Origin of the sequence: Enterobacter sp. T2 (genome assembly GCF_010692925.1) — a bacterium.
In the GTDB taxonomy this organism is placed as follows: domain Bacteria; phylum Pseudomonadota; class Gammaproteobacteria; order Enterobacterales; family Enterobacteriaceae; genus Enterobacter; species Enterobacter kobei.
In genome coordinates, this window is sequence record NZ_CP048736.1 from 3,536,558 (window position 1) to 3,553,572 (window position 17,015).

Here is a 17,015-nt window from a genome sequence, read left to right on the forward strand (position 1 = left end):
GATACTTACACGTGAATGTTTAATGCCATATTAGCGACACTCGTTCAATATGGCTTACCCATGGCATATCGACATTTGATTATTCCCCGGATTTTTTAACGAACGCTTCATTTTTCGACGACTGTGTTTTTCTGAAGGTATAGGGCTTTCACATTTTAATTTGCGCTGCTCGCACATTCCGTACAGGATACCTTAAAAGGTTCAATTATTAGGTGTACCTATTTATTTGATGTAGATCTACTTTCTAAAACATCACAATCACTTTCTGAGCTAACATCTTTAAATGCGCACTTTTTGTATGGTTTAATTTTTGATACATGCCCTGTTTGCAGATAAGATTGATAAATATCTATACAAGAAAGGATGACACATGACTTTACATGGAAAGTTTACAATAAATGATGCTGACTACTCACCACTTGCATTTGATGGTATTGGTGTCTTTATGGCATTTTCTGGTAACGGTGCATACAGGAACAAAGGAGCATGTGGAATTATCCCAAACGTTGGGCCACTACCAAAGGGTAAATATTATATCGTAGACAGGCCTAAAGGAAGTATGGCTAACAGGTTTAGAGCCTGGGGTGTCGATACATATAAAAGCATTTTTAGTTATCATGTTGATCATTCAGAATGGTTTGCTTTGTTTCGCGATGATGGAAATTTAGATGATTCAACATTTTACGAAAGCGTAGCCAGAGGTGGATTTAGGTTACATCCGGGTCAGATATCAGAGGGGTGTATAACACTATCTAGCCAATCAGATTACAGCAGGCTAAGAGATGCCCTGTTAAGAACGAAGAAAGAGAAAATAAAAGGTCATGATTTAGAATCGTATGGAACAATTGAGGTCATTATTGGTGGTTATCAAAAAACTTGCCCTTAGTTCCCTTAGAATGCTTCTTCTCATCGCGATATTCGCTATTGTGTCATGGTTAGATGTTGGTTACTTAACTGAGCATCCATTAATAAGTAATGAAACAGCCATTAAAATTTCCTATTTGTTTAGCGACAACCCAGCACCCGAAGATATTTACTATAGTTATGATTATGCATTGATTGCGTCCAACGTTCTTATCTCTCTCTTTTTATACGTTGTAACAATGAAGTTAATTAAATTAACAAGGAGTAAATAAAATGCCTATCCCTCCCTATCTGTGGCTAAAAGATGATGGCGGCGCAGATATCAAAGGTTCTGTAGATGTCCAGGATCGAGAAGGCTCTATCGAAGTAATCAGTATGGGTCATGGTGTTAATCTTCCCGTCGATACGGCCAATGGAAAGATCACCGGAACACGTCAACATTCATCATTTAATTTTGAAAAAGAAATTGACAGCTCTAGCCCTTATCTCTACAAGGCTGCTGCCACAGGACAAACATTAAAAAGTGCCGAAGTGAGGTTTTACCATATCAGTGATGCTGGACAGGAGGTGTGTTACTACACCGTATTAATGGAAAATGTAAAAATAACGGGTGTTAATTGTGGTGTGCCCAATGTTAAATTATCAGGTAATGATAAGTTAAATCATATGGAATCCGTCTCTATGCAATATGAAAAGATTACATGGCGTATTGTAGATGGAAATATCCAATTCTCTGATTCGTGGTACGAGAGGCCAACAGCATAAATTTCAGTCTCGTTCTGTGCCACATTGCATTGTAGAAACTATACATTTCGTTGCTAATAGCTGCCAGAAAGTACCAGATAAACAAAAAACGCCCGCAATTACGCGGGCTTAGGGTGTTTTATTGTTTTACGCACAGGCTGTTGCCAGCTGTAAAATCATTCCATGAAGGGTAAATTTTGGCGATATTCTCACCTTTAATGCCTTAACCGACGTCGGATACCTGCTTCAGTATCCTGTTGTTCAGCTTCCCGCTCATACGTTTTGACCATCGACATCAACAACGATGACGACACAAAAGGGTGCGTGAATTGCAGGGCGTCGGCCCAGGCGCGATACTTGTCTGCTAGCTCTCGCTCTTGACCACCACCTTCCCCACGCCAATGGGCACCGCGCGCGTTGTACAACCCCGTATGTGCCCCGCTGCTAATATCCTCAGACCGCAAGTCCTCCATCACATCGCGAACGGCTTCGTTCGGCCACACGCCATCCTCTCCAGCCGGAGCGTGAGAAAATAACTTTCCAAGGCACACATCCGCAACCTCCGCACGGTCGAGTTCAGCACTAGATCTCCTTATCGTTGCAACCCATTCCGCGAGTTTTTCATGCTGTTCCTCTTTAGTTGCCTTATCTTGACCAGGGATGCGCGTAATGGCATCAAGGAGGCGATATCCGCGCTTTGCCAGATGCTCGCGTTCATCCGTAATACGAAACTCGGGTGGATCTTCGCCACGGTCCTTGCGCATATAAACCCATACTAAAGCCTGTACAAACAGTTCAGGATGTTCCTCAATATAACGCTCAAGGTTTGGAATCTGATGCTGACCCTCCTCTCGGAAAGTGCGAGACAGAACCTCTAAATATGCGAACTCCAGTCCAGCCTTTTCCTCTAGAGTGAGGTCTGAGTTGAGATTAAGCAGTTGAAAGGCTTGCTGCACATCGTAGTCGTGCAGCTGGTACTCTCCAGCTTTATCCTTACTATTTTTCGCCATGCCAGATAACATCCGCACAAGAAGGGACGGGTTTATTTCTTCAAGCTTGAAATGCATCGATGCGAAGGCTGCCCTAGGGCGTTCGACTTCAAGCAGGCGGAGAACGCTTTCGTTGTTTTCCTCAGGCGAGTCAAATATATATTGCGGAACCACTTCAACCCAGTACCGATTGCGAGATTCAGCCGAAAGTTGATCCACTAGTTCCCAGGTAGAAGCTAGGTATGGTGAAAGAAGCAGTAGATGGAGCGCTTCTTCTTCGGAAACTTTGCGCTGCAGGCTCGCATACATGGCCTTTCTTCTCCCCTCGTCCAACGACCATAGCGCACCAGCGACGATGCCGTCACGACTCGAATCTTTTTCTGCCCGACGCAGGCATTGTAAGATCAAATCTTCAATCTGCTCGTTGTCAAATATGCCTGACACTAGGTGAGCGCCAATTTGGCGTTGGGAATTTCCTTTTTCTGAGAGCGCAAGAATGCCCGGAATACCTCGTTCTTGCGCAATGTCTGTCAAGGCTGCCACGCGGAGTTTTTCTATGCGTTGTTCACGAGCACGGAAGTCCATCTCGTCTCCTGCGAGTTCGTCCGCCGACTCCTCAACCCATCCCTGGCGAAATAGCCACTCATACTTATTCACAATGTCCTTGGGCTGCAACTCGGCATAGACTGCTTTGGCTTTTTCCGTAAGCCTCGCTTGACCTTCCTCATTGACCTTTTTACGCCCCCGACGAGAGAGGACAATTACACGAATTTTCTCGCGTATCATTGCAACATCCTCGTCAAGAGCACCTGCATTGCGCCACTCGTCGATGATCTCCCATACGCGCACCTGGTCCTCCGACGCGAGTGCATGTAGCCTTGACACAAGATCACATAACATCTCGACCGTATAGGACGGCCTGCTTAGCGCGACTTTCACCATCTCTCTGACGAAAGCATGGATCGGTCCCCATGTATTGAAGGGCTCCCCAAACCCGTACCCGTCCGGACGCCACTTCGGCTTATGAGTATAGTCGCCGACCCGACTCCCGTAATCACCAAACTGCTGGAGACAAACCCTCCACCCGACCATCGGATGCTTATCCAAAAGCATACTGACCGCCTTGAGGCGCATCTCGTGGCTAGCAGCCGTCTGCGGCATCCATGCACGCAGTATGGAACCAAGCGATTCGATAGGTTTATTAACCCAGTTATCGCTAATCTCTACCTCAGAAAGCTGACCCAAAATTTTCACTACCCGTGGGAAGGTAGTCGGATTCCAAGCAAGCCCTTCGAGCGCCCAAAGCAGTCCAGTGCGAGGACATGAACCAAATAGCCCCGTATCGACAGGTCTCAGCAAGCCCATGACTTCTGACTTTTCTGATCGCAGATCACGCTCGATGATATCAAGGAACTCGGCAGGAGCCGCTTCTGCATAAAGTGGAAGGTCACGCCCGTTAGCCTCTAACTTTCTAGTCGTTACAGGTACAAGAAGATCACGCACAATTTTCGCAGCTTCAAGTTCCCCATCAAAGCCAAGGTGCTTCCCGAAGAGATTCTTGCCGTACACAGCTAGCAAAACCAAAGTCTCGGAAATACCTTCTCGTACAGCACCGGAGTACTCCCGTCTTTTGTCATGCATGGCCGCCGCCCAGCGATCTTCTTCTGGCAAGTCGAGAGCAGGATCATCTTCACCCAGTACAGTCCTCGCAACATCAAGAAAGCGGTCAAGATCGGTCTTGGAAACCGTGCCGGAAATTGCAAAGAGGGAGTCGATTTTCGAAATCACCCCCCGGAACCCTCCAATTGACCAAACGGGAGAGTCGTTGAGCCGCAACAAATCAAGAATGCGCTTTTCCAGCACCTCAAAAGGAGCCTCAGCCAGATGGGACAGGATAGTTCGGTCCGCCTTGTTCTGTGTGTCCCATGCGCCAATAAATACAAGCGGAACAAGCCCCGATGCGATTTTTGGGTCCTCAGCCCAAGCAGGTGTATGGATTGCAGGTATATTCGAAAGTTGACGTCGAAGAACTGTCAACGAACGCCCCGAAGCGTTAGTTAGTTTCGCTATGTCATCGCGCGATTTGCCCATCGTTTCCAGAGCTCTAGTGAATGGCTCGAACCCGAGTGGCTCCAATACGACATGCGGTTCCACGCTAGTAGCATTGCGGGGATAAACAACAATGGTTCGCAGCGATGAGCTGTAGGGCCCAAGCTCGCGTTCCACTTCCCGTGTATGGGCTACTGCAATGAAATCGGTAGTACCTTGGGCGAGTTTCGGCAGTACTCCTGCCTTGTCAAAAACCAACACCCGATCCCTATACTGTTCAAGCTCGGAGGTTGCCAGGACCTGACTTAAAAACGCAAGCACCTCTTCCACGGAGTCAGCCGCTACCACTAAGGGGTGTGCATCGTCTTTCGACAAGAAGGATTTGATCCTGCCGTTCCACGCCTCGTTCGCCGTAGCAAAAAGAGAAGGATGAAGCGCGGGGGCTGCTACGTTTGCCCAATCGCTCCAACAACGATCCAGTGTTCTGACACCATTAGAGGGACGATCCGTCTGGTTCGCAAACCAGGTCTGGGCCGCGAGTGATTGCTCCATCCACTGCTCAAGATCGCTGGCATCATATGCACGAATGTCTTTCCAGAGATTCTTGGCCTTCATTTCCGCGACCCAAGCAACCTTACCCAGCCATCGTCTTGGAGTGACAAAGACATACGTAATATTTGCCCTTTCAGCGCTATTAAGCGCCCGTATGCTTTTTGCAAAATCCCCGTCTGCCTTGACCTTAATGTCCGCGGTGACACCGAACTCCCACCCAGAAATACCAGAAGGTATCCAAGGTGTGCCGGAACTGGCCTCAATAAAGCCGTCCCAGCCAGCACGTTCGGCATCGTCGTTGCCGGGGAAGTCCACTTTCTGAAGGTCGCGTCCTGTGGAGTGAATGAGCGTTCTTAGCAGTACTGAGAGTTTAGTGCGTGCAAGAATTGTCGTTGTGAACCAACTTACAAGATCGTTGGCTTGGATGTTTAGAAAAGGAGGCACGTAAGTACGCGCCTTTTGAGCTGCATCAGCCGTTTTGTCAGCTTGCGCGTCATATGCTGTCTGCAAATCGAGGATAGCTTTGGCGGAAATCCCGAAAGCTCGCTCAAAACGTGCTGCCATATCGGGCGTTGCAGATACCTTTCCATTAAGGAAATTTGATACCCCAGGTCGGCTAACGCCGATCAACTTCGCTACTTCTGTAACTGTAAGATTCCGAGACTTGAGAACATTTTTCCGAACATATGAGCCCGGATGAACGGGGGATGAATCATCAGCCATGGCAGGTCACCTCAATGAAAAGTGTATTGTGTAAGGTAACACCTTACACAAGCTAGCAAGCATCCAGGCAATTCGCAACAGGTTTGACTCTTTTTTAAACAACTCGATAAGAGCTCACTTAAACGCTATAAATCACTTTCGGACGAACAAATTAAGAAATAAACGTACATCGTTAATAGATAAAAAAGCCCGCAATTACGCGGGCTTAGACATCGTACTATCGAGTGCCGGTTAATACCGGACGCGGGATTACTCCCACTCAATCGTAGCCGGTGGCTTACCGCTGATGTCATACACCACGCGGGAAATACCGTTCACTTCGTTGATGATGCGGTTAGACACGCGGCCTAAGAAGTCATACGGCAGGTGCGCCCAGTGCGCGGTCATGAAGTCGATGGTTTCTACCGCACGCAGGGAAACAACCCAGTCGTACTTACGGCCATCGCCCATCACGCCGACGGAGCGAACCGGCAGGAATACGGTGAACGCCTGGCTTACTTTGTTGTACAGGTCAGCTTTGTGCAGCTCTTCGATGAAGATCGCGTCTGCGCGACGCAGCAGGTCGCAGTACTCTTTCTTCACTTCACCCAGTACGCGCACGCCGAGACCCGGGCCCGGGAACGGGTGACGGTAGAGCATGTCGTACGGCAGACCCAGTTCCAGACCGATCTTGCGTACTTCATCTTTGAACAGCTCGCGCAGCGGTTCAACCAGACCCATCTTCATCTCTTTCGGCAGGCCGCCCACGTTGTGGTGAGATTTGATGACGTGTGCTTTACCGGTTGCTGAAGCAGCTGATTCAATCACGTCAGGATAGATAGTGCCCTGTGCCAGCCATTTAACGTCTTCCAGCTTCAGCGCTTCTTCGTCGAACACTTCCACGAATACGCGGCCGATGATTTTACGCTTGGCTTCCGGATCGTTCTCGCCTTTCAGCGCGTCCAGGAAGCGCTGCTCGCCTTCCACATGAACGATGTTCAGACCGAAGTGGTCACCGAACATGTCCATCACCTGCTGGGCTTCGTTCAGACGCAGCAGACCGTTGTCCACGAAGACGCAGGTCAGGTTTTTGCCGATGGCACGGTGCAGCAGCATCGCGGTCACGGAGGAGTCGACGCCGCCGGAGAGGCCGAGGATCACTTTGTCATCACCAACCTGCTGGCGGATACGCTCCACGGCGTCGTCGATGATTTTTGCCGGGGTCCACAGCGCTTCACACTGGCAGATGTCGCGCACGAAGCGCTCCAGCATGCGCATACCCTGACGGGTGTGGGTCACTTCCGGGTGGAACTGCACGCCGTAGAAGCGCTTTTCTTCGTTCGCCATGATCGCGAACGGGCAGCTTTCGGTGCTGGCAACGGTCACGAAGTCAGACGGGATAGCGGTGACCTTGTCGCCGTGGCTCATCCACACGTCCAGCAGCGGTTTGCCGTCAGCGGTCAGGGAGTCTTCGATACCACGCACCAATGCGCTGTCGGTGACGACTTCTACCTGTGCATAGCCGAACTCACGCTCGTTAGAGCCTTCTACGTGGCCGCCCAGCTGCATGGCCATGGTCTGCATACCGTAGCAGACGCCGAATACCGGCACGCCTGCTTCGAACACGTACTGCGGCGCGCGCGGGCTGTTCTCTTCGGTGGTGCTTTCCGGGCCGCCGGACAGGATGATGCCGCTTGGATTGAATTCGCGAATCTGTGCTTCCGTGACATCCCACGCCCACAGTTCGCAGTAAACGCCCAGTTCACGTACGCGACGCGCCACCAGCTGAGTGTACTGAGAACCAAAATCGAGGATGAGGATGCGATGTTTATGAATGTTTTCCGTCATTGACGCTAATTCCGAGGCAAGTGAAACAGATTAAATAAATCGCCCGACACGAGGTCGGGCGAAGAAAAATCAGGAGCCCAGACGATAGTTCGGGGACTCTTTGGTGATCGTCACGTCGTGAACGTGGCTCTCCTGGATACCCGCACCGCTGATGCGTACGAATTCCGCTTTGGTACGCAGCAGGTCAATGGTACCACAGCCGGTCAGACCCATACAGGAGCGCAGGCCGCCCATCTGCTGGTGAATGATCTCTTTCAGACGGCCTTTATAAGCAACGCGGCCTTCGATACCTTCCGGCACCAGTTTGTCAGCGGCGTTATCGGTCTGGAAGTAACGGTCAGAGGAACCTTTGGACATCGCGCCCAGGGAGCCCATCCCACGATAGGATTTGTAAGAGCGGCCCTGGTAGAGTTCGATTTCACCCGGGGATTCTTCGGTACCGGCCAGCATGGAGCCCACCATCACGGCAGCAGCGCCCGCGGCGATGGCTTTCGCGATGTCGCCAGAGAAGCGGATACCGCCGTCAGCGATAACCGGAATACCGGTGCCTTCCAGCGCTTCAACCGCGTCAGACACCGCGGTGATCTGCGGAACGCCCACGCCGGTGACGATACGGGTAGTACAGATAGAGCCTGGACCGATACCTACTTTCACCGCGCTGCAGCCGGCATCAGCCAGCGCACGAGCGCCTGCGCCTGTTGCCACGTTGCCGCCGATGATCTGCAGGTCCGGGTACTTAGCACGGGTGTCACGAATACGCTGCAGAACGCCTTCAGAGTGGCCGTGTGAGGAGTCGATCAGCAGGACGTCAACGCCCGCAGCCACCAGCGCATCAACACGCTCTTCGTTACCGGCACCGGCACCAACCGCTGCACCCACGCGCAGACGGCCATGCTCGTCTTTACAGGCGTTAGGTTTACGTTCTGCTTTCTGGAAATCTTTCACGGTGATCATGCCGCGCAGATGGAAGTTCGCATCCACAACCAGCGCTTTCTCAACGCGTTTTTCGTGCATTTTCGCCAGCACTACGTCGCGGGTTTCACCTTCGCGAACGGTCACCAGACGCTCTTTTGGCGTCATGTAGACGCTGACAGGCTGGTTCAGGTCAGTCACGAAGCGCACGTCACGGCCGGTGATGATGCCAACCAGCTCGTTATCTTCGGTCACAACCGGGTAACCGGCGAAGCCGTTACGTTCGGTCAGGGCTTTCACTTCGTGCAGGGTGGTGGTTGGCAGAACGGTCTGAGGGTCAGACACAATGCCGGATTCATGTTTCTTCACGCGGCGAACTTCTTCCGCCTGACGCTCGATAGACATGTTTTTATGGATAAAGCCAATGCCGCCTTCCTGTGCCAGGGCGATAGCCAGGCGCGCTTCAGTCACGGTGTCCATTGCCGCGGAGAGCATAGGAATGTTCAGACGAATGGTTTTCGTCAACTGCGTGCTGAGGTCGGCAGTATTCGGCAGAACGGTGGAATGAGCGGGAACGAGGAGGACGTCGTCAAACGTCAGTGCTTCTTTAGCGATACGTAGCATGGGCAATATCTCTGACCTGGGTGGTTAAATATTGCCGTGGCATTATACAGAGCGTAACCGATTGCATCTACACTTTTTTAAAAAAAATGCTTGCGATTGCCTCTCAGCAGGTTACTATCGACTGAATAACTTGCTGATTTAGAATTTGATCCCGCTCACATGTTATCCTCTCAATCCCCCTCAATTTATACCGTCAGCCGCCTGAATCAGACGGTGCGTTTGCTGCTTGAGCAGGAAATGGGGCAGGTCTGGATCAGCGGTGAGATCTCTAACTTCACGCAGCCCTCTTCCGGCCACTGGTACTTTACCTTAAAAGACGACACCGCCCAGGTGCGCTGCGCGATGTTCCGCAACAGCAACCGCCGCGTGACGTTTCGTCCGCAGCACGGCCAGCAGGTTCTGGTTCGCGCCAATATTACCCTGTATGAACCGCGCGGTGATTATCAAATTATCGTCGAGAGCATGCAGCCTGCGGGCGAAGGGCTGTTGCAGCAGAAGTATGAGCAGTTAAAAGCAACGCTTTCTGCCGAGGGGCTTTTCGACCAGCAGTTTAAAAAACCGCTGCCCTCTCCTGCCCACTGCGTTGGGGTTATCACCTCAAAAACCGGTGCGGCACTGCATGATATTTTACACGTCCTCAAGCGTCGCGACCCTTCCCTGCCCGTCATCATCTACCCGACCGCCGTGCAGGGCGACGATGCGCCGGGCCAGATTGTGCGCGCCATTGCGCTGGCGAATGCGCGCCAGGAGTGTGACGTGCTCATCGTCGGGCGCGGAGGCGGCTCGCTGGAAGATCTGTGGAGCTTTAACGACGAGCGCGTGGCGCGGGCAATCTTTGCCAGCCTTATCCCCGTCGTGAGTGCCGTCGGGCATGAAACGGACGTAACGATAGCCGATTTTGTCGCGGATTTACGTGCGCCTACGCCTTCCGCGGCGGCAGAAGTGGTGAGTCGTAACCAGCTGGAGCTGCTGCGTCAGATCCAGAACGGCCAGCAGCGCCTTGAAATGGCGATGGATTACTTCCTCGCCAACCGTACCCGTCGCTTTACCCAGCTTCATCATCGTCTGCAGCAGCAGCACCCGCAGCTGCGCCTGGCGCGTCAACAGACGGTGCTGGATCGTCTGCGCCAGCGCATGAATATCGCGCTGGATACTCAGCTGAAACGCGCGGTTTCGCGCCAGCAGCGCGTGACGCAGCGCCTTAACCAGCAAAATCCGCAGCCGAAAATTTACCGCGCGCAAACGCGGATTCAGCAGCTGGAGTTTCGTCTGGCGGAGACTCTCCGCGCCCGGCTGAGTACCACCCGCGAACGTTTTGGCAATGCGGTGACCCATCTTGAAGCGGTCAGCCCCCTCTCCACGCTGGCGCGCGGCTATAGCGTCACCACCGCGACGGACGGGAAAGTGCTGAAACAAACCAAACAGGTCAAAGCCGGGGATGTGCTGACCACCCGCCTGTCTGACGGCTGGGTAGAAAGCGAAGTGAAATCAATTAAACCGGTGAAAAAGACGCGTCAGCGCAAAACCGGATAATTCTTCGCCGGTTACTTACTATACTGCAGCTATTCCCTTTTTTGATAAGGAGAGCTGCATGATCCATCTTTATAGCGTTATTCCCCCTTATATTCTGCGTCGTATTATCGAAACGGGCTCCGAGCCGCAGCAGCGCTGCGCCCGTCAGACCTTAACCCACGTGCAGACGTTAATGGCCCATATGCCGGGCAAGCCCGCCGCGCCGCACGTGAATAAAGCCGGACAGCTGGAGCGAGACATCTACGATGCGAAGCAAACTCAGGAGCTGCCGGGTACCCAGGTGCGTTATGAGGGCCAGCCGTCGAATGGTGATGTCGCGGTTGATGAAGCCTACGATTATTTAGGGGTTACCCATGATTTCTTCTGGAAAGAATATCAGCGCGATTCACTCGATAATAAAGGGCTTATTTTAACCGGGACCGTTCACTACGGCCGGGAATATCAGAACGCCTTCTGGAATGGTCAGCAGATGGTATTTGGCGACGGCGACGGGGAAATATTTAATCGCTTCACGATTGCCATTGACGTGGTGGCGCACGAGCTGAGCCACGGCGTAACCGAGACCGAGGCCGGACTGATCTATTTTGAACAGTCGGGCGCGCTAAACGAGTCTCTCTCTGACGTGTTTGGCTCGCTGGTGAAACAGTATCATCTGAAGCAAACCGCCGATAAAGCAGACTGGCTGATTGGTGAAGGGCTGCTGGCCGCAGGAATTAACGGCAAAGGGCTGCGATCGATGTCTGAACCCGGCACCGCCTACGATGACCCGCTGCTCGGCAAAGATCCGCAGCCCGCGCACATGAAAGATTTCATTAAAACGCGCGAGGATAACGGCGGCGTGCATCTGAACTCCGGTATCCCCAACCGGGCGTTTTATCTGGCCGCGACGGCGATCGGCGGTCACGCCTGGGAAAAAGCGGGTTATGCCTGGTACGACACAGTTTGCGATCGCAATCTGGCGCAGGATGCTGATTTTGAGGCCTTTGCAAAACTGACGATCGCGCACGGAGAGAAACGCTCCGGTAGCGACGTCGGAGCGGCCATAAAACAAGCCTGGGAACAGGTGGGAGTGCTGTAAATGCAGGTTCCGGAACTGACGGATGACGCCGTAGTTGAGCTGGCCCGGGAAGGCGGCGTCGCTTTTATTCCTAAGCTGAGCGGTCAGCGCACCATCGCGCTGTCCTCGCTCAATGAGGCCCAGCGCCAGCGCCTGGTGAGCATCCTGGAGCAGGCGTTTCCACGCGGCCAGCCGCCCGGGCAAGCCACGTCCCCCGGCAGCGGTGACCAGCGCTATTTCCGCATCCAGATTATCTGGACCGGGCAGAATCAGGCACATTATGCCGATATCATCGTGCTGGTGCCCGAGCAGGAAGCACCCGAGTCGCTGGTCGAACTGTGGCAGAAAGGCGAAGGCTGCGTGTGTGATTAACGTTCTGCCGGAATAAACTCCACGCGCTTTTTAGAGATTAAGCCGTGGCCGTTCTGGCAGAAATAATCCACCGCGCCACAGGCTTTTAAAACCTGGAGCGGCTGATGGCACTCCGGGCAACGGGCTTCAAGCGCAATGTCTTTGTTACAGTTCTCGCAGTGCGCCCCCCCATTCTGGGGCTCCAGCGTTGCCTGGCAATCCGGGCAGGTAATCGTCATGGTGACTCCTTCAAAGCATTCAGGTCTGGGGTAATTTTACCACGTTGCGTTCAGTGCGGACCACGCAACTGTTGCTGCAAGGTCAGCAGCAGCGCAACTTCCTCGATCCGACGGCGCGTGGTACGGCTCACCTCCTGCGGATCCCGCTCAAACAGACTTTTATCGCCAAGAATATGCCCCGCAAGACAGTGCTCGTAGATTGTGCCGGGGAGAGACCAGCGCTGAATATCATCCCCCTCAATGGCCTCCAGCACATCTTCCGCGCCGCGCCGGTCGTGACTGATGATGCGCCCGTCACGCAGATGCAGACGCAAGCCTTTTTGTCCGCCCGCAGGTCCTGCGTATTTGTTAAGCCAGATGTCTACCTGTACGCCGCTGATGCTTCCCTGAAGATGCGCCTCACCTTCCGCCGTGGTCAGGTCTCCCTTTGCAATAGCGCGACCCAGACGGTCTTTAGCGGCAACGACCTGTAGCGTCATCTCGTCATGGCCCCCCAGAAAGCGCATCGTTTCACGCAGCATCGCCAGCACATGCGTACCGATATCCAGAATCACGCCATCAGGGTGACGAAGCGTTCTGGTATCCGGTTCACCGGTGGAGAAATTAAGCGCGATGGGTTCGCCGACAGCGTTATACCCGCTTGGCTCCTGCAAAAAGCCTTCGATTCTGACGACGTCAGAAAAATGATTGACCAGCGAGCGCTTCGCCGTTTCGGTGCGCGCCATCCAGTGGTCGAGCGCCAGCACGCGCGATGCCGCACCGGGCGTGGTCAGCAGCGCATTAAGCTTATCTATTTGGGGAAGCGTGGCGACAATCGGTTTTTCTATCACAATCCGGGAGATCGGTGAGGCGATCGCCTGCTCAAGCACCTCAAGATGGTGCAGCGATGCGGTAGTGATAAAGAGGGTATCAAGCGGGGTGGCAAGCAGTTCCGCAAGCGAGGCGCAGCGCGTCACGCCTTCAGGGTGTTTTGCCGGGAGAACATCAAACCCGAAACAACGAACCGGGCGGCCTTACAGGTTACGCAATGCGGGCAGATACGCTGTCTCCACTACCGCACCAAGACCAACAAATCCTAACTGCATATTTTCACCTCAGGGAATAACGTGCCGGGGCGTAACGCCAGCCCCGGCACACTGAGGTTTATGAGGCGCTAGCTGCCGGTTTCGTTTGCGCATTTTCCAGCATACGACGCACCGGAACAATGAGGACGATCAGCACCGCGGCACAAATCAGCAGCGCGATGGAGCAGCGGGCGAAGAGATCCGGCAGCATATCCAGCTGGTCGGCCTTCACGTGACCGCCGATCAGGCCGGCCGCCAGGTTACCCAAGGCACTGGCGCAGAACCACAGACCCATCATCTGGCCGCGCATTCTTTCCGGCGCCAGCAGGGTCATGGTCGCCAGACCGATCGGGCTCAGGCACAGTTCACCCAGCGTCAGCATCAGGATACTGCCCACCAGCCAGAACGGCGACACCCCCGCCCCACCATTGCTCAGTACATTCTGTGCCGCCATCATCATCAGGCCAAAGCCCGCTGCCGCACACAGAATACCGATCACGAATTTGGTGATACTGCTCGGGCGGATGTTCTTCGTCGCGAGTTTCGGCCATGCCCAGCTGAACACCGGGGCCAGCAGGATGATGAACAGCGCGTTAATCGACTGGAACCAAACCGCCGGGATTTCAAAATCACCGATCATGCGGTTAGTGTAGTCGTTGGCAAACAGGTTGAACGAGGTTGGCTTCTGCTCAAACGCAGACCAGAAGAACGCCGCTGAGACCAGCAGAATAAAGCACACCAGCAGTCTGGCGCGTTCTTTACGGTTCAGGCCAGCAAAAACAAACAGATAAATAAAGTAGAGGGCAACAGACGCCGCAATCACGTAGACCAGCACGCTGGCTACCGCGACCGGGTTAATCACAATCACGCCCTGCGCAATCAGCGTCACGAGCGTTGCCACACCTGCCGCCAGCACCAGCAGCCAGATGCCCACGCCATTACGCTTCACCACCGGACTGTTCCAGGTGGAATCCAGACCGACTTTGCTGTCGTAGCGTTTCATCGCCGGAACCGCAAACACGCGGAAGATAATCAGCGCCACCAGCATCCCGATGCCGCCAATACCAAAGCCCCAGTGCCAGCCGTGGGTTTTAATCAGCCAGCCGGAAATCAGCGGGGCAATGAACGAGCCCATGTTGATGCCCATATAGAACAGCGAGAAACCGCCGTCACGACGCGCATCGCCTTTTTTATACAGAGTCCCCACCATGACCGAGATACAGGTCTTGAACAGGCCAGAGCCGAGCACGATGAACATCAGGCCGATAAAGAACAGGTTGTCACCCATGATGGCCGACAGCGCAATCGACAGGTGGCCGAGCGCAATCAGAATTGAACCGTACCAGACGGCTCTCTGCTGCCCAAGCCAGTTATCCGCCAGCCAGCCCCCCGGCAGCGCGGCCAGGTACATGGTCCCGGCAAAGATACCGACAATCGCTGAGGCGTTTTCACGGGCCAGACCCATCCCGCCGTCATAGACGGTGGCGGCCATAAACAGGATCAGTAACGGACGAATGCCGTAAAACGAGAAACGCTCCCACATCTCGGTGAAAAACAGTGAACCGAGCGGATACGGATGGCCGAAGAACGTTCGGCTCTCTTTTTGATTAACAGAGGATTGCATAATTCTCCCGAAAGGTATGTGTCGTGCTTGTAAACACCAGCAAGTACGCCGGCCAGTTACGTATCTGACCGATTTTTTACATGCGGCGAAAAGTTAGTTAACCATTTGATAACCAGATGCTAGTTTTGTCTAGTACCGGGCCCGGGACTTTAAGACGAAAATTCGACGATTGTCTACTTTCTTAGTTTTAAACATGGTTAAAAGTGAATAGTGATTGACATCACACAGAGAAAACCGGCGGTATGATTGGGCAAAAAAAAGCCCGCGACATGCGCGGGCTTTTGTGAGTTCAGCAAAGCTTATTTGCTTTTCTTAATGTGCTTAATCAAACGCTTACGCTTACGCATCTGGTTCGGCGTCAGGGTGTTGCGCTTGTTAGCGAACGGGTTTTCCCCTTCCTTGAACTGGATGCGGATAGGCGTGCCCATCACGTCCAGCGATTTACGGAAGTAGTTCATCAGATAGCGCTTGTAGGAATCCGGCAGGTCTTTCACCTGGTTGCCGTGGATCACCACGATTGGCGGGTTATAACCCCCGGCGTGAGCATATTTCAGCTTCACGCGGCGACCGCGTACCAGCGGCGGCTGATGGTCTTCCGCAGCCATATTCATGATGCGGGTCAGCATGGCGGTGCTCTGACGGCGGGTGGAGCTGTCATAGGCTTCACGCACGGATTCGAACAGGTTACCGACGCCACTGCCGTGCAGGGCAGAAATAAAGTGCACGCGCGCAAAGTCGATAAAGCCCAGACGGAAGTCGAGGGTCTCTTTCACCTGCTCGCGCACTTCATTGCTCAGGCCATCCCATTTGTTGACCACGATAACCAGTGAGCGCCCACTATTGAGGATAAAGCCGAGCAGAGAGAGATCCTGATCGGAGATTCCTTCGCGTGCATCAATGACCAGCATGACGACGTTGGCATCTTCAATCGCCTGCAGGGTTTTGATAACGGAGAATTTTTCCACCACATCGGTGATTTTCCCGCGCTTACGTACCCCGGCGGTGTCAATGAGGACATACTCACGTTCATCGCGCTGCATCGGGATGTAGATGCTGTCGCGCGTGGTGCCAGGCATGTCGTAAACGACCACGCGCTCTTCACCCAGAATACGGTTAGTAAGTGTAGACTTACCTACGTTTGGACGCCCCACGATAGCCAGCTTGATTGGCAGATCCTGCGGATTGAAGTCGTCTTCAGGCTCTTCTTCGCCCTCAACGCCCTCTTCAAACTGCGCCCAGTATTCAGCGTCTTCGTCTACCTCTTCCGGCGGGTTAACTTCATCAACCCATGGCAGCAGAACGGTTTCCAGCAGGCTGGTCACGCCGCGACCGTGCGATGCCGCAATGGGATAGATTTCACCCAGGCCTAAAGACCAGAAGTCCGCAACGGCCTGATCGGCATCGATGCCGTCAGTTTTGTTCGCCACCAGGAAAGTGGGCTTTTCACGCGAGCGCAGGTGTTTGGCGATGGCGGAGTCTGCCGGCATCAGGCCAGCGCGCGCATCCACCATAAACAGCACCACGTCCGCTTCTTCAATCGCCAGCAATGACTGTTCCGCCATGCGGGTTTCAACGCCGTCCTCTGTACCGTCAATACCACCGGTATCAATACAGATGAACTCGCGTCCTTCCACCTCTGCACGACCGTACTTACGGTCACGCGTCAGCCCCGGGAAATCCGCAACCAGCGCATCACGGGTGCGTGTTAAACGGTTAAAAAGAGTGGATTTTCCAACGTTAGGGCGCCCGACAAGCGCGACCACAGGTACCATGTTTGAAGCCTCATAAAATTCAAATAAACGTCGCATTCGCGGCGTTTTTAAAAATGTCAAAACGGCTCCTGAGTGAACAGGAGCCGTTTAG

Annotated in this window: 11 protein-coding genes and 1 pseudogene; 5 read left to right on the top strand and 7 right to left on the bottom strand. The window is 53.3% G+C overall.

Features of this window, described 5'->3' with window-relative positions; all coding sequences use genetic code 11:
• Positions 1–370 precede the first annotated feature (370 nt).
• A complete protein-coding gene (locus G0034_RS17005) occupies positions 371–886 on the top strand; it encodes a DUF2778 domain-containing protein (protein WP_179121123.1) in 516 nt (171 codons plus the stop codon).
• Between the two features lie 251 nt (positions 887–1,137).
• Complete coding sequence (locus tag G0034_RS17010; RefSeq protein ID WP_087530113.1) at positions 1,138–1,629, top strand: Hcp family type VI secretion system effector; 492 nt, start codon at positions 1,138–1,140, stop codon at positions 1,627–1,629.
• 194 nt (positions 1,630–1,823) lie between these two features.
• Here the strand turns inward: G0034_RS17010 and G0034_RS17015 are convergent, their stop codons facing one another.
• From G0034_RS17015 to guaB, 3 genes are all read right to left on the bottom strand, one after another.
• A complete protein-coding gene (locus G0034_RS17015; protein WP_100124479.1) occupies positions 1,824–5,921 on the bottom strand; it encodes a HigA family addiction module antitoxin in 4,098 nt (1,365 codons plus the stop codon).
• A 249-nt stretch (positions 5,922–6,170) separates the two neighbouring features.
• Positions 6,171–7,748 carry a glutamine-hydrolyzing GMP synthase gene (guaA, locus tag G0034_RS17020; RefSeq protein ID WP_006811514.1) on the bottom strand — a complete coding sequence of 526 codons (1,578 nt, stop codon included), beginning with the start codon at positions 7,746–7,748 and terminating at the stop codon, positions 6,171–6,173.
• A gap of 69 nt (positions 7,749–7,817) precedes the next feature.
• Positions 7,818–9,284 (bottom strand): IMP dehydrogenase, encoded by a 1,467-nt coding sequence (gene guaB, locus G0034_RS17025; RefSeq protein WP_014884799.1) that lies wholly within the window; start codon positions 9,282–9,284, stop codon positions 7,818–7,820.
• A 159-nt stretch (positions 9,285–9,443) separates the two neighbouring features.
• Here guaB and xseA point away from each other — a divergent pair, with 159 nt between their 5' ends.
• The 3 genes from xseA to G0034_RS17040 are packed head-to-tail and all read left to right on the top strand — an operon-like array spanning position 9,444 to position 12,246.
• A complete protein-coding gene (xseA, locus tag G0034_RS17030; protein WP_023331070.1) occupies positions 9,444–10,817 on the top strand; it encodes an exodeoxyribonuclease VII large subunit in 1,374 nt (457 codons plus the stop codon).
• Between the two features lie 58 nt (positions 10,818–10,875).
• Complete coding sequence (locus tag G0034_RS17035; RefSeq protein WP_179121124.1) at positions 10,876–11,895, top strand: M4 family metallopeptidase; 1,020 nt, start codon at positions 10,876–10,878, stop codon at positions 11,893–11,895.
• On the top strand, positions 11,896–12,246 hold the full coding sequence (locus G0034_RS17040) for a protealysin inhibitor emfourin (protein ID WP_014884802.1): 351 nt from the start codon (positions 11,896–11,898) through the stop codon (positions 12,244–12,246).
• Here G0034_RS17040 and G0034_RS17045 read toward each other — a convergent pair.
• The 4 genes and pseudogenes from G0034_RS17045 to der form a co-directional block, all read right to left on the bottom strand.
• A complete protein-coding gene (locus G0034_RS17045; RefSeq protein WP_179121125.1) occupies positions 12,243–12,464 on the bottom strand; it encodes a zinc ribbon domain-containing protein in 222 nt (73 codons plus the stop codon). The two genes, G0034_RS17040 and G0034_RS17045, sit on opposite strands and share 4 nt — an antisense overlap.
• Positions 12,465–12,514: 50 nt before the next feature.
• Positions 12,515–13,549, bottom strand: a pseudogene (locus tag G0034_RS17050) (Gfo/Idh/MocA family oxidoreductase).
• A gap of 58 nt (positions 13,550–13,607) precedes the next feature.
• Entirely contained in the window at positions 13,608–15,152 is a 1,545-nt protein-coding gene (locus tag G0034_RS17055) for a peptide MFS transporter (protein WP_179121126.1), read from the bottom strand.
• A gap of 299 nt (positions 15,153–15,451) precedes the next feature.
• Positions 15,452–16,924 (bottom strand): ribosome biogenesis GTPase Der, encoded by a 1,473-nt coding sequence (gene der / locus G0034_RS17060; RefSeq protein ID WP_014884806.1) that lies wholly within the window; start codon positions 16,922–16,924, stop codon positions 15,452–15,454.
• Positions 16,925–17,015: the final 91 nt, after the last annotated feature.